Source organism: Paenibacillus sp. N3/727, from assembly GCF_022637315.1.
Taxonomy (GTDB): domain Bacteria; phylum Bacillota; class Bacilli; order Paenibacillales; family Paenibacillaceae; genus Paenibacillus_AQ; species Paenibacillus_AQ uliginis.
This window is the reverse complement of sequence record NZ_CP093336.1, coordinates 6,121,477-6,145,601: the sequence shown is the minus strand read 5'-3', so window position 1 is coordinate 6,145,601 and position 24,125 is coordinate 6,121,477. Positions and strand designations below refer to the sequence as shown.

The window sequence follows — 24,125 nt, the reverse complement described above, 5'->3', positions numbered from 1 at the left end:
TGGAAAGACTATAATGAAAGCAATGATAGCAAGGGAGGAATTTATGATGAGAAAAGCGTTTATTAGCCCAACGAAGTATGTGCAAGGAGAAGATGAACTGTTAAATTTGGGGTATTTCGTTAAGACATTCGGGGATTCAGCTTTGCTCATTGCTCATCCAGATGATGTGAACCGGGTCAAAGATAAACTGAAATCTACTATAGATAAATTCAATATCACATTGGTTGAAGGCAACTTCCAAGGGGAGTGCTCCCGCGAAGAAGTGAAGAGACTGCAAGAGCTGGCGAAAGAAAAGGCCTGTTCCTGTACGATTGGATTAGGCGGAGGAAAAGCGATTGATACAGCGAAATGTGTAGCCGAAGGCGAAGCCTTAATCATCGTTCCAACGATCGCAGCAACCGATGCACCAACGAGTCATTCCGCAGTTCTTTATACACCGGATGGGGAATTTGATGACTATGCATATTTTAAACAAAGTCCTAGTGTGGTAATGATTGATACAACCGTTATTGCCAATGCTCCTACAAGATTTCTGGTGGCTGGTATGGGAGATGCGCTCTCGACCTATTTTGAAGCCAGAGCTACTGCAAGATCGTACTCGAACGTTAATGCCGGATTACCGTGTGGTGTTCGAGAAGGAGTATGTGGTGAGGCGAAAGGAACCAATACCGCGCTGGCACTGGCCAAGTTTTGCTATGAAACCTTATTGAAGGATGGTTTACAGGCTAAAGTAGCTTGTGATAGCAATATGGTTACACCTGCGCTTGAGAATATTATCGAGGCAAACATCCTTTTATCAGGACTCGGTTTTGAAAGTGGAGGCTTAGCTGCGGCTCACGCCATTCACAATGGATTGACTTCACTTGAAGGAACTCATCATTATTACCATGGTGAAAAAGTAGCTTTTACAACCATTGCTCAGCTGGTCCTCGAAAATGCGGATAAAGAAGAGTTGGATGAAGTATTGGCGTTCAGTTCAGCGGTAGGTCTTCCAATATGCCTTCCTGATCTTGGAGTCGACAGCGTAACGTATGAAGAATTGCTGACTGTAGCGAAAAAAGCTTGTATCCCGGAAGAATCCATTCATTCGATGCCATTCCCAATCACAGAGGAAGCGGTGGCAGCAGCCATTATGGTAGCCGATCAGCTTGGTCGGAAATATAAAGCAAGCAAGGGGGCATAAGATGAAAAAAATTATTAATAAACCCGAAACATTAGTAAGAGAGATGTGTAACGGCTTAGTTTTGGCACATCCGAACCTGGAGTTTAACAGCAAATTTAAGATCATTAAGAAAAAAGAACTTAACCAGGAAAAAGTAACGCTGATCAGCGGCGGTGGCAGCGGACATGAACCGGCGCATGCCGGATTTGTCGGCAAAGGTATGCTGGATGTGGCTGTCGCTGGCGATGTGTTTGCTTCACCTTCCCAAATTCAAGTGTACCAAGCGATCCGGTCCTCAGCATCCAATAAAGGAACGCTATTAATCATCAAGAACTACAGCGGCGATATTATGAATTTCAAAAATGCGGCTCACCTTGCAGGTGAAGACGGCATTGTAGTCGATTTTGTGAAAGTGGATGATGATATTGCGGTAGAGGACAGTCTCTATACCGTTGGAAGAAGGGGCGTAGCGGGAACGGTCCTAGTCCACAAAATAGCAGGCGCAGCGGCTGAGGCGGGTATGGCTTTGGATCAAGTGAAGGAAGCCGCCCAAAAAGCGATAGACCATACGAAAAGTATTGGCTTTGCGTTTACTTCTTGCACAGTTCCTGCCAAGGGAACCCCAACGTTTACTCTTGAGGACAATGAAATGGAATACGGTGTCGGCATTCATGGCGAACCCGGAATCCGCAGAGAAAAGATCGTTCCGGCTGATGAGTTGGCGGGCCGAATGGTGAACGCATTGTTGGAAAGCTTGAAGATAGACGATGATTCAGAGCAAGAAGTTGCTGTATTGATCAATGGTTTTGGAGCATCGCCGATGCAAGAATTGTATCTGTTAAACAACTCGGTCATCCGTGAATTGTCATCCCGTAATAAAAAGGTCTATAAAGTTTTTGTAGGCAATTTCATGACGAGTATCGATATGGCCGGTGCGTCTGTTTCGATTATGAAACTGGATGATCAGTTGAAGCAATTGTTGGCTGAACCATGTGATACACCAGCGCTGGTTGTTCATGAGCCTTTCGAACAGATCAACTTCACTGAGGTCGTACTCGAACAAGAGGAGAATAAGTCTGTATCCTTTACTTGTGAAACAAATGAAGACTACGCCACCATTGAAAGTAATCAATTCTCTTTAAACAATCTCATTTATCTCATCGACAAGATGAGTGAAGTCATCATTGAGAATGAAGTACCCTTCTGTGAGCTGGACGCACATGCGGGTGATGGTGATTTTGGCATGAGCGTGGCAAAAGGATTTAAGCAATTAAAAACCGAGTGGAAAGACATAATAAGTAACCATACAGCGGATATCGGAGATTTTCTGGATGCTTGCTCCTTGGTCATTATGGAGCATTGCGGAGGAGCTTCCGGCCCGATCTGGGGATCGGCATTCCGGGCAGCCAGTAAATATGCCGGGGATAAACAGGAGCTATCGGTTAAGGAGTTTGCCGGCATGATGTCCGCCGTGGTGAAAGGGATTCAAGATACAGGCGAGAGATCGTTTGGCCGGGGTGCGGTTGTTGGTGACAAAACATTGATTGATGCACTTGCTCCTTATGCTGAATCTTGGGAACAGAGTGCCCTTCAAGGCGATGATATTAAAATTGCGTCGGCGAAGGCGGCAAACGCGGCTGTACAAGGGGCGAAGCAGACGGAAAGTATTGTTGCCCGTATGGGACGAGCCGGTACTGTGGGTGAGCGAAGCATTGGTTATCCCGATGCTGGAGCTTACGCCTTAGGGGTTATCTTCACTCAGTTAGATCAAGCTTTACGGTAACGGAATGGAAATATCCCATTGAAGTTAGTGGGAATGTTCGCTTTAAAATAATGAAAGCAGCACAGATAGAGTTCTGTGCTGCTTTTTTTTGAAACGCCGTCGCCCTTCGAAAAGGACAACGAAGTCGTTTCTGCTTGCTAGAAACATGTAAAGGATTCGATACTTCTTAAATCAAATCCGGAGAAAACCCATCTTCTCCCGGTCCATCTGAAGCCGGCAACGGAAGTGCGACCGACAAAAGTGGGGAAAAACCAAAAGCCCATTCCGAATCTCGGCCAAATAAAGGTGTTTCGGAACAAACAGCCTGAAATCGCACCAGGGTCGACGGCAAATGTTGTAGCGACAGGCTTTTGGGGGGTAGCTTGAGGGGGCGGGGATGTCGGTGCCTGCTGCGGACCCTGTGGTCCTTGCGGTGGCATAAATGCCATGAATGATCACTCCTTCTGTAGGATGTAATGAAATCTGAACCGAGCTTTAGAAAAGCCCAGCGCACATGTGGCTGACTGCTGTCATGCGGTGCCTTACCGCGCTCTTATCATATTTATTGTATGAGTAAGAGCATGTGGCCCTAATTCTAGGTATACAGTAGAGTGATCACGAGCAGTTCATACAGGACAAGGGGTAAAATAACATCATTGTAGTTATTGGGGCCGAAGCCGCGCGGACTGCCTTGGCCTGGCAATTTTAAGTATAAAATGCCCTTATCACAGTATGCGATGAACCCTTCGAAAACGTCTCCATCGAGTGTTTCTACGCGAACGAATTGATTCACATGCAGTCTGCACATATGGTGTATGTGATCTCGAGTAGATTTTAGGGAGTGAATATTGTTCGATCCAACTTGATGCAAGATATGCTCCTGATGCCCGGAGCCGGGGTACTGAATGCTCATCGTTTAGACCTCCATCTCTGGGTGTTTATCCATATCTGCAATATATGCGAATGACCATAGGGGGGTGCCCTGGAAATGCGACTTTTTGAGAATGATAACTGGCATCTATGAAGGCAGCTGATACAGCTTCCTTAGACCATAAGAGCAAAAATGAGGACGAATTGAATAGGGATTACTTGATACAATAAGGTCAGTAATGTGAAAGGAGGCGGGAGTATAATCGTGGTTCATATCAATCTTTCTTTTGAAGAAATGTGGGAGAAGATCATTGCGTGCGACCGTAAATATGACGGGTTATTTTTTACAGCAGTGAAAACAACTAAAATTTACTGCCGTCCTTCCTGTAAATCAAGAAAGCCGAAAAAGATAAATGTAGAGTTCTTTTTTGACATCGGGGAAGTTGAAAAGGCTGGTTATCGTTCTTGCAAAAGATGTCAGCCTGAGGTTGACCACTCTCCGCATGTTGGACTTGTCCGAGATGTCATTGCTTTTTTGGTAAATCATTATAAACAAAGGCTGGAATTAAAAGATATTTCAAACCATGTCGGTGTAAGTCCCTATTATCTTGAACGACTGTTTAAACAGGAGACATCTGAAACTCCTCGTACCTACCTGGATAAAATACGAGTTGATAAAGCGGCCTATTTATTAACAAACACATCAGGAACAAATCTTGAGATTTGTTATGAGGTTGGATTCCAGAGCCCTTCGAATTTTTATAAGGTGTTTCGTCGATTGCAAAATTGTTCTCCCAGCGAATATCGCAGCCTGAACAGTAAGGAGCAGCAGCAATGAATGAGAAAGATTCAGAATCTTATATAGACATTTGTCCGCCAACGGAATTTGATTTTTCGGAGTGTTTAGTGTTCTTAGGAAGGTCTGAGCATGAAGTGCTTCATCAAGTTAGGGATGGTTGTTTATATAAACTGGTGAACATAAATGATGAAATGATTTTATTGAAAATCCGAAGCTCCTTAGGATCAATCTTAGTAGAACTACCAATGGGTCCCTCATCTGAAAGCGCACGCGTAGAGGTCGTATCTTATATACGGGAATGGTTTGATTTAGATCAAAACTTGAACAATTTTTACAACGCAGTCAGTCAAGATATGGTACTGGGACAGCTTGTCCATAAATATTACGGCTTACGTATGATATGTATTCCAGACTTATTTGAAGCTCTGACATGGGCGATTATGGGACAACAGATCAATTTAACATTTGCATACACATTAAAAAAACGTTTTACGGAGCACTTTGGGGAATGTCTTTCTTTTAAAGGTGAAACCCATTGGCTATACCCGACACATGAAAAAATAGCAGCTTTAGATGTCGAGGATTTAAGGAAACTTCAATTTACGGTTCGAAAGGCTGAGTATATTATAGGAATTGCTAAAGCCATGGCTCATGGTGAAATCAATAAGCAATTGCTTCTTCAGAAACAGGATTATGAGAAAATAAAACAATCTTTGATGGACATAAGAGGGATAGGGGCATGGACAGCGGATTATGTAATGATGAAATGCTTGCACCATTCCGGTGCCTTTCCACTAGCGGATGTGGGGCTTCACAATGCGTTAAAGATCCAAATGGGACTTGATCGTAAGCCGACAATCGAGGAAATCAAAGAAATGGCAGCTCATTGGGAAGGTTGGCAGGCATATGCCACCTTTTATTTATGGAGGTCTTTATATGAGTGAATTGTATCAATTGGATTACGAATCACCAATTGGAGTTATCGAAATCATTGGAACAGATGAGGCCATTTACTCTATTATGTTCTCTGAACGAGATACCATAGTCCATATGAAGCAACAGCAAACTCCCAAGGTGTTGGTCGATTGCTGTTGTCAGCTTGATGAGTATTTCAGAGGTGAGCGCAGTGAATTTACGTTTCCCTATCGATTTGTAGGAACCGATTTTCAAAAAAAGGTATGGAATGCTTTGACCGGAATATCCTACGCCAACACGGGGTCCTATAAAGATATTGCTGTCTCCATTGGTCATGAAAAAGCCATTAGGGCAGTCGGAAGTGCAAATGGTAAGAACAAATTAAGTATCGTCATTCCTTGCCATCGGATTATCGGTTCGAATGGACAATTGACAGGTTATGCAGGTGGCTTGTGGAGAAAGGAATGGCTTCTTCAGCATGAACGTACGACGAGCGTATGAGGAAGCTAATAAAGCGCGATTAATTTTGTGCCGAGGATGGATACAGTCAGTCTTACGGACTTGAAGGTAGAGCCGTCCCATGACAATAGATTCTCGACATAGCCTAATGTATCAGCATTCGTTGGTCCAATGATACGCTGGAGAGCGAGTAAATCATAACTTGACCCCTTAATATCAGTAACGATAGGGTATAATGCCCCCAAAGCAAGTACTTCGCCGCTTACAGGCTGCTTAAGCTTCCCTTGATCTGTGTAGAGTGGTGACAAATAGTCATAGCCCCGATTGCTTATATCGATCGTAAACAGGATGTCCAGTTGAGGGCTTCCGACACTCACCTTGTAAAAGTCTTCATAATTAACCTTAAACCGATATAATTCATTATATTTTTGTACGTTAAACAGTTCATGCAGATGGTTATTACGGAATGAGTAGATATAAAAGAAGCCGTATCCCCCACTGCCTCCTGACTCCATGCCTAAAAATATGTCCGCGACCCGATCCTTGTTAAAATCACCAAGAAACAGCCCAGCATTATATCCGGCATTGTCTGGAGGATGAACGGCTGTTGTTTGTTTAGTAGCTCCATCCTCGATAATGATCGTAATATGGTCAGCAAACATACTGGTGGGGTCTTCCTTGTTGCCAACCAGATACACGGTATCCAGCACACCGTCCCCATTAACATCGCCGCGTTTCATGTCTAACAAGACTGAAGGGCGAGTTTGTCGATAGGATGGATATCCCCAGTAAGGGCTGTGATTTAAATATCCCATAGGACATCTCCTTGCTCAGCGTCATATTGCTCTGTTTATCAGAGCCATGTGTTACATGGAAGGCCTCCGTTATGAAAAAGGTATCCACATGCTCCATCGTATGCGAATGCCTATATGGAGGTGCTGCGTCTTACAACAACAAAGGGAGCATCCCAGGTGGACACTCCCTTTTTTAGCTTATTTCATATCACAGTTGTTAAATTGTACGGACAAGCGTGGATAATTTACGAAGATTTCATTCGTGATTTCCGATACAACACTTGGGTTAAAAGTCGATGCGAAAATGTCACGATCAGGCAAGAAGGTGACACTGGTACCTGTTTCATTCGTTACACCTACAGTCAGCAAGGCTGTCTGTGGGATTCCGTGTTTGTACTCCTGACGGAATACCTTGCCCTCTCGCCGAATTTCAACGGTAAGCTTTTCTGAGAGTGCGTTGACAATCGGAATGCTAATCCCCTTTTCACTATTGGGGGCGTTGATGGACCCACTATGATATTGACTTATTTCAGTTAAAACCGCCTGTACCCGAGGCTTCTCTGTATTTGGCAGAGCTTGAACTGGAATACCTCTACCATTGTCAGCCACCGTAACACTGCCATCATAATGCAGAAAAATGTTTACCTGTGAGCAAAATCCAGCTTGATGCTCAAGAATTGCATTCTCTAAAACTGACCGAAGGAGAAGGTGAGAATTATACTCATCCGTCGATTGTCCCAAGTATGCTCCGGCATTGTTCCTGGCTTCTGTTAATTCTATATAGTCACTCGTATCAAGCAAGTCTGAAACGGCAGCCAGTAACAAGAGGAGGGGGAGTGCCCGATGACCCGGGAGAGTGTATCTTCCGCCGCGTTCCTCTTGGACAAGAAGGTCAGCACCTTGTAAGGCTTTAATGTGATGGTAGAGTTGTCCGGTTGTGCCCATATTCAAGCGGTCTACGAGTTCAGCACCCGTAAGCGGTTCTTTTAAAACAGACCTCAGAATGTCCAACCGTTGTTTGTGGCCCAGAGCGGACAAAATTTTGGCTACCTTATCTCCGTCAAGATCAAGTAACTGACCCACATGCCTCTCTTGTGGTTCCCATCTATAACGCCTTTTATCTCCGCGATATTGACCTGAGTAAAATACTTTGCCCGTATCTTCACCTATCTGGTTGTTTTCCACTGATATTGTGTCTGATTCATCTGCTTTGATCCGCGAAGCTTGATTCAAATGGTTGTGTGCGATTTGTCCGACAAGCTCTTCAATTTTATTCATCTGAATTTTTAAAGCATCTAATTCTTGAGCAAAATCCCGAGACATGAAGATCACCTCATCATAATTATTTAAAAACGTAATTACGTAATTAAATAAATTATAGCATGCTAGCAGTTGTTTGTAAATATAATCCAAAAAAGTTCAGAGGAGCTACAGTATTTTATTGATTGATGTACTCAAGACGAAAAAACTGCCAGCTATAAGCCAGCAGTTCGTCGATTTATGTATAGCAATAATTGCCCAAGGATTTTATTTCGCTTTCTCACTAGTCTGCTCTAGCTCAAATATCAATTCATTGGCCATCCGCTTGTTCAAGCGATAGGTTTTCTTTTCGCCTAGTTTGGCAGAAAGCTCTTTAATCTTTGCAATTTGAGTGTCTGTTGGGGGCTGAAGCTCAATTAATCGTTCATAGTTTTGATAAGCTGCTTTTTGTGCGGTTTCCGGGGAAAGAAGATCAATGATCTCGTATAAAGCATGGGCAGCATGAGATGCGTTTAAGCCATATCCCGAATCTGTCGATAACATGAACCGATCCGGATACTGCTCCATGAGCGGTACATAATCCTCCAGCTTATGCTTACTGTCAGGGCTATACGCGGTAAAGCCTGCGAAAAAATCGATGTACAGATTTGGGTACTTTTCCAATAGCGGCTTTATATTTTCAGGCATATTATATGCATTGGCATGTCCGAAAATAAAAATCGTATCCGGGTGCTGTTCTAACGCTTGCTTCAGATGCTCAATGGGTGGGCCATTTGGTGGATCGATATGCAGCAGAACAGGAACGCGGTAGGTCGCCGCCAATTCATAGATTTTAGGAAGATAGCCGTCATTCGGATGCTCGGATTTCCACTCTAATTTGGAGACAATCGGCGAGTAGGTGGAGGCGGCAGCGATTTCGCCAATGTTTAGATAACCCTGCTCCAGATTTTCCTTCACCATGGATAGGGCCTCTTCGTCATAGATCGGGAATCCTGCAAAAGACGGGTAAACATGGGACGGGTTTTTTCGATAGTGATCCCAAGCCAGTTGATCCGTCACTTTAGCACTCGGTTCGGAAATGCTTCCGAATAATACGATTCGATCAATTCCATAGTCGGTCCATGTCTTCACCGCATTAGGATTACCAGCGTCATGGTTGTGAATATCAATGAGTGTGATGTCCCGGTATAACTCTTGTACATCCGCACTCGTATCCTTAGATGTACGAATTTTCTGGATCAAATCCAGTTCCTGACTTGGCTTATAGTCTGTAAGAGGTTCAACAATTACGTTACTGCCTGACCCTGATGAACATGCGGCTAGAACTGAAACACCGAGGCTAAGTATACAAAGTGTGTTTCGCAGCTTCTTTCGAGGCATTTTTCTTTCCTCCATTATCACAATTATTTTTTTGTTTTCCCGCTGCCTCATGCCTATGCCTTGTTTTATCTGGGGAAACTTTACATTTTATAAATAGAGTATGTGGTAAAGCAGCTGTAAACTCAACTGTTAGTTTTGGACAAGCCCGGGTGATAACATATAATTGATGGCTGATTTCTTAAATGAAAAACGGCGAGCCCAAGAAATTGCCTTCAGTTCGCCACTCCTATGGATATGTTATTTAGACCGTGAGAAGGCCATGTCGGCCTAATTCATCCGGAAACACAAGAAGATTATGCATATAAGCATCAAAGCCAGTGGTTTCGCGTTTGTAAGTGTGATAGTATTTACATCTATATAAGATGAGGAAGTGAGCTTTAGTGATAAACATAACCATTCCAACACCGGATGTTACCATTACCAAACAAGATGCTCCAGAGTTAAGTCATATTTACGGGTTTACGGATTTTCACCTGATCTCCAGAGAAAAGGGTGGAATCTTTATGTTTTACAACGATAATGACGAGCTATTGTTCGTTGGTAAAGCTAGAAAGCTGAGACCTAGAATCAAGAAACATTTCGAGGATTCTGTGTCCGTGATCAAGAACCATAGAAACGAAGTTACAAAAATTGAAGTGTGTATTATCGAAGATGCAGTACACAGAGAAATCTATGAAACGTACATTATTAATGAGCTCAAGGCCAAATACAACGTAGATAAAGTGTTTTTCAAATAATTAGTAGACAATAAAAAGCAATAGACGCAGCCTCTTAGGACTCCGTTATTGCTTTTTTTGTGTTTAACGGGCTTGCAGCGCACTATGCTTACGTTCAACGATGAAGCAGGCCGTACCCAGGATTAGACCGAGCCCTACAAGCAGTGCACCAACCCAAGGAAGGGATGTTATGGACAGATGTGTAATGACCCATCCTCCAATGAAAGCTCCAGCGGCATTACCCAGATTACCGGCAGAATGACTGGAAGTAGAAGCAAGCGCTGGAGCGGCCTGGGCCAGACTCATAATCCGTACTTGCAGTCCCGGCATCACTGCGAAGGAAGCAGTACCCCATAGAAATATAGTCAGTACGGCAGCTAGCTGACTATACACGGTAAAGGTAAAGAGGGTAAGGATGACACATATTGCAAAATATAGCCCCAGTATAGAAGGCATCAGCTTCCAGTCTGCAAGCTTGCCGCCAACGATATTACCAATCGTGACGCCACAGCCGAACAGGACCAAAATCCAGGTTACACTATATTCGGCAAAACCGGTCACTTTTACGAGCAGGGGAGTAATATACGTAAATACGGTGAATAAGCCGGCGTTGCCTAGAGCGCCGATTAGCAAGTATAGGAGCAGTTTGGGCTGAATCAGAGCGGAAATCTGCTGTACAAGACTAACCGGTTTGTCTTGTTTCATATGCGGAATGAAGGCAATAATGCCGATCAGTGCCACAACACCCATGATTGCAATTGCAGCAAAAGAAGCCCGCCATCCCATGTTTTGTCCGATGAATGTACCCAGAGGAACCCCAATGATATTAGCTATGGTTAAGCCAGCCATCATAATGGACACAGCCCCGGCACGCTTATTCGGTGGCACCAGATTAGAGGCGATAACGGCGCCAACCCCGAAGAACGTCCCGTGGGTTAATGCAGTTATCATGCGGGCTACCATTAGTACAGCATAATTCGGAGCGAACACAGAAATGCCATTGCCTAGAATGAATAGAACCATGAGTAGATACAACAGCTTTTTTTGCGGGATTCGTTGTGTAAGGATTGTCAGAATGGGAGCACCCACGGCTACCCCTAGAGCGTACATCGTAATGAGTTGTCCTGCGGTTGAAATGCTAACATGCAGATCATCAGCTACATTGGGTAGAATCCCCATAATAACAAATTCAGTCATGCCGATCGCAAAAGCGCCTGCCGTAAGAGATAGTATAGAGACAGGGAATGGTTCTTTACGTACCTGTTTTCTGTTCATACTTCGAGTTAGATTCATGGTGAAGATGTCAACCTTTCTTCTGTCTATAATGAAGTCACTTGGATTACATTTATGAATTTCCACCGAGTACATACTTCCATAGAAGCCAGCAAATAAGCACTGAAAACCAGGAGATAAAACCAAACACCATAACAATCTTATTCTCGCTCCAGCCATACTTGAGATTGAAGTGATAATGAATAGGGGCCATCCGGAACAGCCGCAACTTCGTACGTTTGTAATACCAGACCTGCAAGATGACAGATAGCTGTTCTGCTAGATAAACAGAGAATAGGATCGGGATCAAAATCTCAACCTTCTCGATCACTGCCAAAATGGAGAGTGAACCTCCAATCGCGAGTGATCCGGTATCGCCCATAAATGCTCGAGCCGGATAAATATTGTACAGAAACAGACCGAGCAGACAGCCAATCATAACGAGCGAGAATACTTGTACTTCGGGTCTCTCTGAAATCAGAAAGAAGAAAAAATAGGTCGGGATCGACACATTTATTAACAGTCCGTCCAGCCCGTCCGTAAAATTGATGGCATTGGCGGAGCCTACCACGAACAGCAGTATGACCGGCAGATATATATAAATGGGCAATTGCAGCTGGAATTCCTGGAACAATGAGATGTTACTTGTCAGACCAAACGAACGGAACAGCACAAATAGCAGCGCCCCGGTAAATGCAAATTGAAAAGCAAGTTTCATGCGACCAGATATGCCTGAGGGGTCCTGAAACACGGCCTTTTTGTAATCGTCCATAAAGCCGATGGAGCTAAACAGTATAAACGTAATGCATAAAAACATCATTAGAGGGGTGGGATGAAACTGAAGTGACATTGCTACACCTGTCAGCAGAATAAGGCCTGCCATGAGCGGTGTTCCACGCTTGGCTTGGTGGTCTGGTGGCAGTTCCGTGCGAATTGGCTGCGTAAGCTTCAGCGTGTGTAATCCTTTAATGAGCAGCGGCGTCAACACCACGACTAGTAAGAATGATAAACCAGACACGCCTAAAATCCCGAACATATAATAAACACCGCTTCCTGACGGATTGTCCCTTTTTATTATGTAATTCGATTATATGGACAATTATTCCTTTTGTGAACAATAAAATAAGCCACTCCTTAAGAAGTGGCCTTCTTTCACGTTATCTTGATGCAAGTTTATTCAAAATTAATAACTCCCGTCGTATGCAGTAGCACGAGGAACACGAGAATCGGTGCCACATACCGCAGCATGAAGAGCCATATACGGAACCAGCCGGATTTCAGGCCTGCACCTTCAGCGGCTCCTTTCCAGTAGTATCCTGCAAAGATCGTAGTTATAAGTCCGCCGATCGGCAGCAGGATGTTGGAGGTGATGAAATCCAACCAGTCAAAGAAACTCTTACCTCCCATATCGGAAAGTGAAGGCGCCATCCCGAACGATAGGACGGACGGAAGACCGATCAGCAGGAGTACTACGGAGATAATTACTACGGATTTTGCACGACCCCAGCCCCAGCGTTCCATGGCGAAGGATACCGGTACTTCAAGCAGTGAGACGGTAGAGGTTAATGCTGCAAATGAAAGCAGGGTAAAGAACAGACCGCCGAAGAATGTACCAAATGGCATGGCCGAAAAGGCTGCTGGCAGGGCAATAAAGACAAGTGATGGTCCTGCGTCCGGCTCAATACCAAAAGAAGCGGTGGTCGGGAAAATAATGAGACCTGCAATGAATGCATAGATTAGGTCACCGGCTCCAATGGCAAGTGTTGCCGTGCCGAGCGATTGACGCTTGTCTACATAAGCGCCATAGGTAAGCAGAATACCCATGCCCAGGGATAGTGAGAAGAAGGCATGTCCCAGAGCGACCAATGCAGCTTCTGTAGACAGCTTGGAGAAGTCCGGGTTCAGGAAGAAGGATACCCCGGCTCCTGCCCCTGGCAGTGTAACCGCTCGGATCATGAGCACGATCAACAGTATAATAAGGCCCGGAATCAGTATTTTGTTGAATTTCTCAATACCTCCGGATATACCGCGTGCCACGACAAACCCTGTAAGTGCAACGGCTACCACCTGCCATACCATCGGCATATAACCGCCAGTAAAGGCAGTAAATTGCCCTCCGAAATTAGAATCCACAAATAACTGCCCGCTGAACGATAAAAACGCATAATGAAGCGTCCAGCCTGCGATAATGACGTAAAAGGACAAGATGATGAATGGCGCAATAACCTGCAGCAGCCCTAAAGGACCGAATGCCTTGGGTCCGCCTGCCTTGACATAAGAAGTGGCGGCACTTCCACGCCCGGCACGTCCAATTGCAAGTTCAGCCAGAAGCACAGGCAGACCGATAATGATCAGGCAGATGATGAAGAGAAGGAAAAAAGCCGCTCCGCCATGCTCCCCGGTAATGTACGGAAATTTCCACATGTTCCCCAGGCCTACAGAACTTCCGATTGCAGCCAGAATAAAACCCATTGAAGAAAAACGATCATTCTTACCGGGAGCTGTCGGATTCCCTTGTTGTAAACTCATAAATTAACCCCCAGTCGATTGTATTACAGTATTAAAGTTTCTTTATTATATTTCATATCGTGTCAGAAAGTAATGAGTAAAATCTCTAAACCTTAGATAATATACCTATAACTTCTATAGGTTTTCCTTATCAACAGTTACCCCGTGATGGTTACGGTATAATCGCCACTCGCAATCAGATCGGACATTATTTAGAAAAAGAGCGCTGATTCACCTTGTGAATTCAGCGCTCCACATATCATATAAATCAACCAAACCGCTGCGTTTTATACCATTTGTTTTGTCGGCCTGTGATCTTATCTGTAATTATGGATATAAAAGCTTTTATAGAAATAATCAAGAACAGCTGCGCATAGGTGAAGTAGGATATACAGGACAAAATAAAGTTACGTGTATTGCTCTGTCCGATGTCCGAGGCTAGAGCCAGATTGATCTGCAGCACATAAATGTAATACATGAGCGCCCAGGCAATAACTAGGTATACATACACATCGCTTTGGAACTGAAATGGGGATACGACATTCGGGTTAAACAGAGCAATAATCTGGTAAACAATGTTCGATACAAACAGGATATCCGAGACAATGATCGCAATCATGAACCAGAAATAGCTGGCAGCGTAATATAGAACCTGCATCTTGATACGCCAGCTGGACCGGTTGAACAAGTGATGGATATTGTCCGTCACAACCCGGTAGTTACCCTTGGCCCAACGTTCCCGCTGCTTCATATATACACTCAGCTGTTCCGGTTCCTGCTGATATGCCTCAGCTTGTGGGGCCAGAGCAATGAGCTGGCCTCGGGTCAAAATATCGAATGAAATTGCGGTATCTTCCGTAATTGCATCTTCATCCCAGCCGCCAATCTCGCGAATGAGTGATGCTTTTACAATGAAATTTGTACCGGGAATGGTCCCCAGTTTGAATAGCTGCCATAGACCGGTATGATGCACCCGCTGAATCGTAACCAATTCCAGATTAATACACCTCGATAAGAAGTTTTGCCCACGGTTACGTGCTTTGTTACGTCCCAATACAGCCCCGTATTTCTCAGGCTCTTCCATCGCTTTCTGTGTCAGGAACAGCAGGGCGTTCTTCTCAGGTGCCGCGTCTGCATCGTAAATGCAGATCCATTCTCCTGTAGCGTATTGCAGCGCATGATTCAGCGCGCCGGATTTACCGCCAGTTCCTGTACGTTCCAATATCATAAAATTACGGTCTTCATAGCTTGTATTTGATTGTAAAGCCTTTAATTTAGCTGCTGTGTTATCCGTACAGTTATCAGCAATGACGATGACCTGCATTTTATGCTTGGGATAGTTCATCTGTAGGATGTGCTCGACCGTGGCGGTGATAACAAGTTCTTCATTATGTGCCGGAACCATGACCGTAACCGTAGGGAAATCCTCCAGGTTATCGGGTGCTACCAACTTCTTTTGGTTTTGTTTACGAATGAACAGTATGGCCCCGGTCATGATGACAATCGACTCGAAGACGGCAATCCAGATGCTGATAATGGATATGATTAGTAGAAAGTCAGCCATCTAATTTCCCCCGATCGTATTTTTTATTTACCTTGGACCGGAAGCTTAACGTAGCAATCGTCAAGATCAGAATCGAAATTCCGAATAGAATGCTGACCGCAATACATAAAGGAATGAACCAGCTAGCATAAGTCATGTAATGTTAACCTCCTTTTTTCCAACGTCACGCAAGATTAAATATATTCACCGATGAGATCGGTCTCTGTATTTCGTTCCAGTGCTCCAATGACGGCATCAATATTTCCATACTTACTGAATTGCTCCTTCTGAAAAACAAGAGCGCCAGCACGAACGACCAGCTTTAGCGGTTTTCCGTGTTTGTCGGTAAACGCCATATCCATCATAGCAAGCTTGATTCGTTCGGTCAGATTTTGCAGATACTCCGGTTTCGTCAGGGGACAAAGGATAATGAACCGCCCCTTATCAAGTGAAAATTTATAGTCTTCAAAACGGATCTGCCCCTGGATGGTACCGGACAACTCCAATAGAAGCTGGGCATATCGCTGTGATCCGAGTGACTCCTGCACTAAAGGAAGAAATTCAATCTTAAACATAGCCATGCAAAAGCTGTATTGATCAGCGTAACGGTTGGCCAGGTTAGACTGCTTGATGAGTGTATCTGCTAACGCGTCTTTGTTGCCAAGCGTTGTTTCCAAATCGATCTCGGGGTTCGTTGTCTTAAGTGCCTCCAAGCGTTCAATGAACCGCCTACTGCGAATTAAAACGGATCGGATAAATGCTGCAATAATAACATTGGCCGGAATGAGCAGTATCCAGGATAGCGTGAGGACATTAACTGGGGCATAGGTAGATAACCATACAAAATAGCTGACGAGGAATATGAATATCCCAACGGTAGAAATACCTATCGGCAGTAAGAAGCCGGCTAGTAAGGCTGCCAATGTAGCCACACTATAAAGAACGTCAGACCAAGTAAAGGATTGATTTAGATACATATTCCAATAAATAATAAGCTCTTGTACCATGACAAGGATAATCAGTAGGAAATAACCGAGTTCAATACGGCGTATCGGTGTTTTATTTTTCATATCTATAAACCTTTCTTGTTGATGTTTAAGATGGGTATTTATGAATAATTATTTGCATATGTTATTACAAAAAACAACAAAAGTCGACAAAAACAAATTAAGAAAAAAGTAATATTTGTCGATAAATCCTGCTTAATGTCGAGATGTATTTTTATTTCTTTTTTCTTATTTCTTTTTTCTTATTTTCCAGGGACTTTTCTGCCAACAGTGGAAAAAGGTTATCGAAGATATGGGTATTGCCATTAAATACGTAGCCTCCAGGGTATGCGGTATCCTGACTACGAAATTGGATCATACGGTTATTAAGCTGCTTTGCCCAAGCCGTATCATCACATTTAAGTGCTAGAATGATTGCCAATCCGTAAACAGCGGGAGATTCATAAGCCACATCCGGCTTTCGAGTCTCCCGATTATAGCGGCCCATCAGCTGCATGTTCTTCCGAAACTGTTCTTTCATGAACTCAATAAGCTGTTTCGGCGGATGATTCATCTCGGCAAGGTGTATCCCGACAATCAGCTGGTCGATCATATTGACCGAAGTATCATATCCATATTGGTTGGTGGAAACCTGATAGGTTTTTGGATAAAAGGTTCCGTCATTCGGTATGGAAATAAGCAGGTCTTCATATTTTTTGTAATCTTGCTCTGAAATGATTCCATAGCTCCGCATTGCTTGTAGTGCTGATATATCCACGTAAACCAGACTTAGAACATCGGTTGATTCATCCCGCTTAAAATCATGGAAATCCACGAAGTACCCATTTTTCTGAACGGATGTTTGCAAGGTGGAGCCGATTTCTTGAGCCAGATTTAGGTAGTGATCCTGCCCCCATCGTGTGAATGCCTTCAACAATGCATCGATAATTCGAAGGTCGTCTCCGAGTGCATTGGTGCTTGCCGCTGGCTGTCCATTCGGATGAAGCTTCCAATGGATATATTTTTGCGGAGAGAGGTAATATGTTTCCAGCAGCGTCACACTCTCATCGAATTTATCTTGGTCGCCCGATAAGACTGTATATTGCATCCACAATCCTATTGACTCGGACAACGCCTCTCTGCCTGCCACGGTATCGGGATGTTCCGAAGAGGCTTCCTTCAGGTAGGTAGCCAGTGTACTATTATCATTTTTCATATGCTTTTCAATAAATGTCACGGTCATGGCTGAGGTCTCCTTATTCGGATAGAGCCAAATAAACAGAAGAATTGCACCTGCGAGAGCAGAAGCTATGACTTTAGTAATAACGAGTTTTGTGCGATTCTGAACTGTTTTTTTCAAATTATCCACCTCTGATCTCCACTATCTTTGTGTGTTTAGAAAAACCTCTACTCATGGGATCTAAAAGTTCAATTATGTAAAAAGCTGTACCTTGACTGTCAATCGAGACAGAAGGCACAGCTTTACTTAAGTTGACTCGGACTTGTGATGGAAGTGGCACCATTTAACTAATCCAACCCACGCCGGTTCAACTCTTTCAACGTCTCCTGCCCCAGATCGCCCAGCCTCCACAGCGCAATATTATCATAGCCGGCTTGCTGCGCAACGTCGATCCATTGTGACAAAGTAACATGATCCGCATACCACACGGTATGCATCACATCGTTATCGTCCCTATAATCGAAATAGATACTACCACTGGCGACATCGCGTTGTGGTTCTTTCAGGCTCAACTGCGACAGTTCTACTGCCCGTTGTTCTGTTACTGCGGCAACCTTGCCCGCTTCCGACCAGTCAAATCCCCCTGTCGCCAAGGCAATTATGTTATCTCCCGGCACCTGATCAAGCCTACCTGCCAGCTTGGCGATGAATGCATGATCCGCTTTCGGTCCGGGACCGCTATGACCGCCGTAAAGATTGTATGCCATCATGACGTAGACCGGCCCTTCCGGCAGCGATAATCTCTCAATTGGCGTTCGGGGCTCCAGTACAATTCGCAGCGATTTACCTATTGCGTCAAGCCGTTGATACAGCTCTGCATAGAAGGCGGTAACGTTGCTCCAATCGCTGTCGTCGATCCGCTCATAATCAATTTCCACACCGTGAAAATCGTACTCAGCAACCACATCCAGAATATTGTCGATATGCTTGCTCCGGCTCTCTTCTGTAGCCATTAGTCTCGTAATGATGGTCGGATCCTTTTGAACCGTTGTCCCGTCACTTACTATTCGGTCATTCACCACGGTCAAGTCCACATGGACCAGACTTCCTTGTCTGGATGCCTCTGTAATTCGGGGCAGCGCTTCACGATGCTTCTTCGTAAAATAAAGACTATCCGTATCGTCGAAATAAGCTGCGAACGCCTGTACACTTGTAAGACCGTCCGAAATTCCCCTAAGATCGTCCAAACCGGACTTCCACTGCCAATCTACAATCCAGGCCGACAGATCCACTGGATGCTCCTCCCGTTCCGGCTTCGTTACCTTGTCGGATTCAACCCATTTCATCGCATACACAACGAGTACGCTAAGGAGGATGATCACGATTACCGCTATAGCTGCGGCCTTCTTACCCGTCAGATTCACTTTTGACACCTTGCGCTGATCCCCTTTGGTAATAATTTAGAAGGTATCGATCGCCCAATCAATGGAATCGGAGATGGCTCTTTCAATGCTGTTGACCACTTTTTGAATACCGATAAACTGATTGTTGTACACCGTAACTGATTCAACGGAGTCAAGCGAATTATTGCTGTCCTCTTTCTTCAACTTCTCTAACGATACGACCTGAACATCGTCGAACACGCCATCGTATATATCGTCTTTCTTGTTCTGCTTGCTATATTCTGATCCGAGCGCTACCCCGCCGCCGTTGACAGCACCGGAGATCGTCTGATCGTTCAGCAGAATCTCCTTATCTATGGTTACATTCAATTGATCCCCTTGAACCCGGATGTCAATATTTCTCGTATGTTGAATGTTAACGGGGTACTCCTTTTCATCATTTTTCGCGCCAGCCGCTGTCTGCTCCTTCGTGTAGACGGTAGCCTTGTTGAAGGCGAGATCTTTCGACTCCCACTTAACATCATTCAATTGCTGAGTAAATAGGGACTCAACAGCACGGCCGGGCTGCTTCTGCTCGACAATGAGCCTGTTGTTCTCAATCATAACCCGGATGAACGACTCTTTCTGCTGATCATAGCGAACATATATCGTCTGCTTTCCTACTACATTACCTGCAACCTTGGCCGTAAATTGAATGTCCTGCAGCCGCTCGCTCTCTTTCAAATATAACATGCCCGATCCTCCGGGAGGAGAAGTGAGAACGATGTGGTTATCTATGAACTCCGCCGCACCACTCATTCGATTCCAATTGTCAGCACGCTGCTCATCACCGCGCACGAACTTCATTTTTTGTCCGGTATCCTTCTGAATTTTCATTAACAGATGATTTGTGTACCAATAAGGCGCCGGCTGGACTCTTGACAGGTGATACAGACTGTCTTCACTAGAGTTGTAAGCATTACCTTCCTGGCTAAAATGCATCTTAAACAGCTGCTCGATGTTCTTGTTATTCACATCCGCAACGAGCGGATTCATCCCATCATGAAGGGCGTTCGCATGCATAATCATATACACATTTGGTACAAATCCGAGCCTGTCGCTATAGATGTCCGCCATCGACTTATAATCCCCATTGATGCGCGCCTCCATCTTGGCCCTGTCTTCCACCGGAATCATGTTCTCGTCCCGAATGAAATCCATCAAGTAATGATTATAGTACTCCACGTGCTCTTTATTAGTTAATTCGTTCTCGTCCTTTACTCCGATATAACGGCCTTGGTCATCAAAGATGTTGATATAGCTAAGCCGATAGCCATTGCTACCCAGCTCCCAATAGCCGTTTTTCCTCATTTTCAGCATATCTTTGGGCTGCAAAAATTTATGATCGCTGTTACCCATCTTGTTGGCATAGGAGAGAAAGGTTGCCTTATAATTGTATTTCTCAAGGAGCGGCTGGGCAAATAAGCTGGAGTCGTTGCGTCCATCCTCAAACGACAGAAAGAGTGCTTTATCCGGCAGCGGTGCCCCTTTCTGATAGAAATCGAGAATATCTTGTTGCGATATCGTCACATATCCCTGATCTTGCAGTGCTTTCAGTTGCTGATCTAGCTGCTTCTTAGCAACCAGTTTGGGCGTGCCGGAGCGATCCACGCCGAAATAAGACAAGGCGATAAAGCCATTATTATTCGACCATTGCGCCTTATTCGGTTCGTCGTATTGCTCTATAACAAACACCGTCTTAACGAGCAACATGCCTACAGCCAGCAGAATAATAGCTTGCACGACTGTTTTCACAAGCTTTTTTCGATTCTTCTTGCGATAATCAAGGGCAGAATTATTTTTTCCTTTCATCATTTCTGCGATCCTCACTCTATGAATCTGCTGATGATTGCGCTATAACCGCAACCCGATTCGCTTTTTATTTTTTTGTTTCTTCGATTCTTTTTTCATTCTGGCTTCGATATCCTGAGGAGTTTCACGCGTACCCCAAGTCGATTTCCAGAAGGTCACCCATGCGACAGGCATCTGCCATAGCAATACGAACTCATAGAAAATACAGAATACAAACCCGAACACCCATAATTTGCTCTTGCGAAACAGTAGATGGGCAAGACTCATGAGCATCGCCATCAGCAGCAGCCCCATCAAGAATGTGCCCGGGAAAATATGATGAACGATCGGAACGTACACCAGATTGTACAGTACGACTACAGGCGCGGCGATGGGCACGATAAGGCCAATATAGAAGAACAGCGCCATAAAAGGTTCCTTCCTCCATATGAAGCCCCCGGCCCTGAGCGATTCCCGCAACCATGAGCGCTTCCACCGCATCTGCTGTTTCAAGAATACGCTCATATCCGAAGGAACGATCGTCGAGCAGATCGCCTTATCCTGATACCCTGTACGATGGGTCTTCAATATAAAGTTGGTCATGCTCCGGTCATCACCGAAGGTAGCTGGCTGTCCGAGGAACTTCTGGTTCAACCACGCATCGCGGTGCTGGATAATCAATTCCTTACGGTAGCAGGACAAGGGTCCCGACAGACAGGTTACACTGTCAAACCAGGATTCAGCGGCTTTAATAATACGGAAGGCAATGTAGTAACGGACAGTCTGCAGCTTCGTAATGGAATTTGTATATTTGTTCTCCACATCCGTACGTCCAGCGACGCCGCCCATCTTGGGATCTTGAAAAGGCTGTACAAGCTGCTTGATCGCCGTTGGCTCCAGGAAGCTGTCCGAATCTACGAATACGACCAAATCATGTTTCGCCATCTCCACGCCTTTTACCAGGGCGACCCGCTTGCCACCATTTTCCGGCAATACGTACATCTTCACCCGTTCTTGGGTTGAATAGCGTTCTGCCTCGTTATGGATCAACTCGATGACTCTGTTAATTTGCTCCACGGAATTGTCAGTCGATCGATCATCGACAACGATGACTTCAAGCTTATCGATCGGATAGTCCTGATTCACGCAGCTTAGTATCGTTCGATGAATCCATTCTTCCTCGTTGAAGCATGGAATTATAATGGACACACCTGGCGTGTAGTCAGGATTGACAGGCACATCCCTATAGAACGCTCCGAACAAATAGCGCGTCAACAAGAACCCAGCTGCAGCTAAGCTGTATAAATACAAGACGATATTGTATTTGAAATAGATGAAGCTTTCCATACGCATGAGAACAATAATAGCAACCGTTGCAAATAACAGACCGCTTGCTGTGTAGACGGAGTAACCCCACCGCTTTTTCTGGAAATAGTCCGTAAGCGGCTTCTCAAATTCAAAAGCCATCATTAGCTTTTCTTGACCATCTTGCTCTTGCGTAAATAAACGGACTACGGCGGCGTCGAGTTTAACCGCTGATTCGAAGCCTTCGGGCATCGTTCCCGGAGGTATATGGAATCGCATCGTGACCGTATCTCCGACTTTGAACCGTTCAGCGTCACAATCAAGCTCCACTAATAGGCCGGTGGTGGAAATATCCGCAGCACGCGCTTGAACGCCGGACTTCTTTTTTGCCCCCTTCGCTGTAATCCAAACGTTAAAACTAGCCATATAGCGCAAGCCAAGTGTTTGCATGTTGGTAAAGGAGTCAGTTGCTACCCTTTCGCCGCCGTCTGCCGCATCTTTATTCCCTCTGCGATCGGTCGTAACACGAATATGTTCGGGATCCGGCACATTGGGCAATGTACGTCGATCCGCTTTAGGAACTGTCATTACCTCGACAATCTTTTCTTTCTTTTTTCTCATCACTGTGCTGCTCCAATCTGTTTATTACAAGCTCCAGTAATAAAATCCGTTATTTTCAAAGTCTGACTTGGGATATATCCCTTTAATATCGATCATCATTTTCGCATTACCTTTGCTATACAACTTCTCAAAATCGGAAATTCCCATTTCCACAAACGGACTATGCGGCACCGCGACGACAACAGCGTTCAAATCGGTGAGATCGGACATGACGGAAAGTTCTATGCCTAACTCCTCATAGACTTGTCTATCGTCCGCGAATGGGTCGACCACATACGGAGTAATCCCATACTCCTTGAGCTCTGCAATAATATCAATCACTTTCGAGTTACGAATATCCGGTGTATTCTCTTTGTAGGTTAAGCCTAGCAATCCGATTCTTGCGTTTGTGAGATCCTGTTTCGTGCGAACGAGTAATTTAATGATTTGCTGAGCGATATATGTACCCATGCCATCGTTAATATGCCGTCCGGCAAGAATGATTTTGGAATGATAACCGTTATCCTCAGCTTTGTAAGTTAAATAGTACGGATCGATGCCTATGCAATGTCCACCTACCAGGCCAGGTGTGAAATTTAAAAAATTCCATTTCGTTCCTGCCGCCTTCAGCACCGCCTGTGTCTCAATTCCCATATGGTTGAACAGCATCGACAGCTCGTTCATAAACGCGATATTAATGTCTCGCTGGGCATTTTCAATCACTTTGGCCGCCTCAGCAACCTTGATGCTTTCTGCCCTGTATACGCCTGCTTCAATGATCAATTCGTATACGTTAGCTATTGTTTCAACCGTTTCCTCGTCAATGCCGGATACGATTTTGACGATATTTTCGAGCCGGTGGACCTTGTCTCCCGGATTAATCCGTTCTGGGGAATACCCGACCTTGAAATCCACTCCACATTGCAACCCTGACTCTTCTTCCAAAATAGGAATACAGATTTCTTCCGTAACTCCCGGGTAGACCGTCGATTCATATACGACAATAGCGCCTTTCGCAAGCTTCTTCCCGACAAGTCGGCTGGCGCTCTGGACATAGCCTAGGTCCGGAACATTGCCGCTTTGAATCGGAGTGGGGACCGCGACTATGAAGAAGGATGCTCCATTCAGCCTCTCTGCGTCGGAAGCAAAATCAACCGTGCAATTCCGAATGACATCATCGCCGACATCGCCGGTTGCATCGATGCCGTTCCGGTAACCTTCAACCTTCTGTGCATGGACATCGAAACCGATAACATCTGCTTTTTTCGAGAAAGCGACAGCTAGAGGCAAGCCCACATAGCCGAGTCCGACTACGGCGATAGGTTTCTGCCGTTCGACGATTGCTTCATACAATCTGTATTCTGTTCTTATTGCTTCCATC

Annotated in this window: 21 protein-coding genes; 6 read left to right on the top strand and 15 right to left on the bottom strand. The window is 44.8% G+C overall.

The window, feature by feature from the left end; all coding sequences use genetic code 11:
* The first annotated feature begins 46 nt into the window (after positions 1-46).
* A complete protein-coding gene (locus tag MNQ98_RS28620) occupies positions 47-1,183 on the top strand; it encodes a glycerol dehydrogenase (RefSeq protein ID WP_241934070.1) in 1,137 nt (378 codons plus the stop codon).
* Between the two features lies 1 nt (position 1,184).
* Entirely contained in the window at positions 1,185-2,945 is a 1,761-nt protein-coding gene (gene dhaK / locus MNQ98_RS28615; protein WP_241931210.1) for a dihydroxyacetone kinase subunit DhaK, read from the top strand.
* Between the two features lie 574 nt (positions 2,946-3,519).
* Here the strand turns inward: dhaK and MNQ98_RS28610 are convergent.
* Positions 3,520-3,837 carry a hypothetical protein gene (locus tag MNQ98_RS28610; RefSeq protein WP_241931209.1) on the bottom strand — a complete coding sequence of 106 codons (318 nt, stop codon included), beginning with the start codon at positions 3,835-3,837 and terminating at the stop codon, positions 3,520-3,522.
* Positions 3,838-4,089: 252 nt separating this feature from the next.
* On the opposite strand from MNQ98_RS28610, the gene MNQ98_RS28605 reads away from it, so the two are divergent.
* Genes MNQ98_RS28605 through MNQ98_RS28595 form a run of 3 tightly spaced genes read left to right on the top strand, consistent with a single transcriptional unit; the run spans position 4,090 to position 6,009 of the window.
* Complete coding sequence (locus MNQ98_RS28605; protein WP_481856803.1) at positions 4,090-4,632, top strand: bifunctional transcriptional activator/DNA repair enzyme AdaA; 543 nt, start codon at positions 4,090-4,092, stop codon at positions 4,630-4,632.
* Complete coding sequence (locus tag MNQ98_RS28600) at positions 4,629-5,537, top strand: DNA-3-methyladenine glycosylase family protein (RefSeq protein WP_241931208.1); 909 nt, start codon at positions 4,629-4,631, stop codon at positions 5,535-5,537. The genes MNQ98_RS28605 and MNQ98_RS28600 overlap by 4 nt, the downstream gene beginning before the upstream one ends.
* A complete protein-coding gene (locus MNQ98_RS28595; RefSeq protein ID WP_208917125.1) occupies positions 5,530-6,009 on the top strand; it encodes a methylated-DNA--[protein]-cysteine S-methyltransferase in 480 nt (159 codons plus the stop codon). Before MNQ98_RS28600 ends, MNQ98_RS28595 begins: the two co-directional genes overlap by 8 nt.
* Positions 6,010-6,014: 5 nt before the next feature.
* Here MNQ98_RS28595 and MNQ98_RS28590 read toward each other — a convergent pair whose 3' ends face one another.
* The 3 genes from MNQ98_RS28590 to MNQ98_RS28580 all read right to left on the bottom strand — a co-directional run bounded on the left by MNQ98_RS28590 (position 6,015) and on the right by MNQ98_RS28580 (position 9,401).
* Positions 6,015-6,782, bottom strand: a complete 768-nt coding sequence (locus tag MNQ98_RS28590) for a VCBS repeat-containing protein (protein WP_241931207.1) — start codon at positions 6,780-6,782, stop codon at positions 6,015-6,017.
* Positions 6,783-6,959: 177 nt separating this feature from the next.
* On the bottom strand, positions 6,960-8,084 hold the full coding sequence (locus MNQ98_RS28585) for an ATP-binding protein (RefSeq protein ID WP_241931206.1): 1,125 nt from the start codon (positions 8,082-8,084) through the stop codon (positions 6,960-6,962).
* 204 nt (positions 8,085-8,288) lie between these two features.
* Positions 8,289-9,401: an amidohydrolase family protein gene (locus tag MNQ98_RS28580; RefSeq protein WP_241931205.1), complete on the bottom strand. Its 1,113-nt coding sequence runs from the start codon at positions 9,399-9,401 to the stop codon at positions 8,289-8,291.
* Between the two features lie 380 nt (positions 9,402-9,781).
* On the opposite strand from MNQ98_RS28580, the gene MNQ98_RS28575 reads away from it, so the two are divergent.
* Positions 9,782-10,138 (top strand): nucleotide excision repair endonuclease, encoded by a 357-nt coding sequence (locus MNQ98_RS28575; RefSeq protein ID WP_208917133.1) that lies wholly within the window; start codon positions 9,782-9,784, stop codon positions 10,136-10,138.
* A 63-nt stretch (positions 10,139-10,201) separates the two neighbouring features.
* On the opposite strand, the gene MNQ98_RS28570 is transcribed toward MNQ98_RS28575, so the two are convergent.
* The 11 genes from MNQ98_RS28570 to MNQ98_RS28520 form a co-directional block, all read right to left on the bottom strand.
* The gene (locus tag MNQ98_RS28570; protein WP_241931204.1) at positions 10,202-11,410 is read right to left on the bottom strand and encodes an MFS transporter; all 1,209 of its coding nucleotides are present in this window, start codon (positions 11,408-11,410) and stop codon (positions 10,202-10,204) included.
* Positions 11,411-11,462: 52 nt separating this feature from the next.
* Complete coding sequence (gene mraY, locus MNQ98_RS28565; RefSeq protein WP_241931203.1) at positions 11,463-12,425, bottom strand: phospho-N-acetylmuramoyl-pentapeptide-transferase; 963 nt, start codon at positions 12,423-12,425, stop codon at positions 11,463-11,465.
* Positions 12,426-12,562: 137 nt separating this feature from the next.
* On the bottom strand, positions 12,563-13,918 hold the full coding sequence (locus MNQ98_RS28560) for a sodium-dependent transporter (RefSeq protein WP_241931202.1): 1,356 nt from the start codon (positions 13,916-13,918) through the stop codon (positions 12,563-12,565).
* Between the two features lie 247 nt (positions 13,919-14,165).
* Entirely contained in the window at positions 14,166-15,461 is a 1,296-nt protein-coding gene (locus MNQ98_RS28555) for a glycosyltransferase family 2 protein (protein ID WP_241931201.1), read from the bottom strand.
* On the bottom strand, positions 15,454-15,597 hold the full coding sequence (locus MNQ98_RS28550; protein ID WP_241931200.1) for a hypothetical protein: 144 nt from the start codon (positions 15,595-15,597) through the stop codon (positions 15,454-15,456). The genes MNQ98_RS28555 and MNQ98_RS28550 overlap by 8 nt, the downstream gene beginning before the upstream one ends.
* A 37-nt stretch (positions 15,598-15,634) precedes the next feature.
* Positions 15,635-16,510, bottom strand: coding sequence for a GGDEF domain-containing protein (locus tag MNQ98_RS28545; RefSeq protein WP_241931199.1), 876 nt, complete (start codon positions 16,508-16,510; stop codon positions 15,635-15,637).
* Positions 16,511-16,661: 151 nt separating this feature from the next.
* Positions 16,662-17,786 (bottom strand): glycosyl hydrolase, encoded by a 1,125-nt coding sequence (locus tag MNQ98_RS28540; protein WP_241931198.1) that lies wholly within the window; start codon positions 17,784-17,786, stop codon positions 16,662-16,664.
* A 167-nt stretch (positions 17,787-17,953) separates the two neighbouring features.
* Positions 17,954-19,039: a glycosyl hydrolase family 18 protein gene (locus tag MNQ98_RS28535; protein ID WP_347272237.1), complete on the bottom strand. Its 1,086-nt coding sequence runs from the start codon at positions 19,037-19,039 to the stop codon at positions 17,954-17,956.
* 27 nt (positions 19,040-19,066) lie between these two features.
* Complete coding sequence (locus tag MNQ98_RS28530; protein WP_241931197.1) at positions 19,067-20,863, bottom strand: polysaccharide deacetylase family protein; 1,797 nt, start codon at positions 20,861-20,863, stop codon at positions 19,067-19,069.
* A 39-nt stretch (positions 20,864-20,902) separates the two neighbouring features.
* The gene (locus MNQ98_RS28525) at positions 20,903-22,765 is read right to left on the bottom strand and encodes a glycosyltransferase (protein WP_241931196.1); all 1,863 of its coding nucleotides are present in this window, start codon (positions 22,763-22,765) and stop codon (positions 20,903-20,905) included.
* A 24-nt stretch (positions 22,766-22,789) separates the two neighbouring features.
* Entirely contained in the window at positions 22,790-24,124 is a 1,335-nt protein-coding gene (locus MNQ98_RS28520) for a nucleotide sugar dehydrogenase (protein WP_241931195.1), read from the bottom strand.
* Position 24,125: the final 1 nt, after the last annotated feature.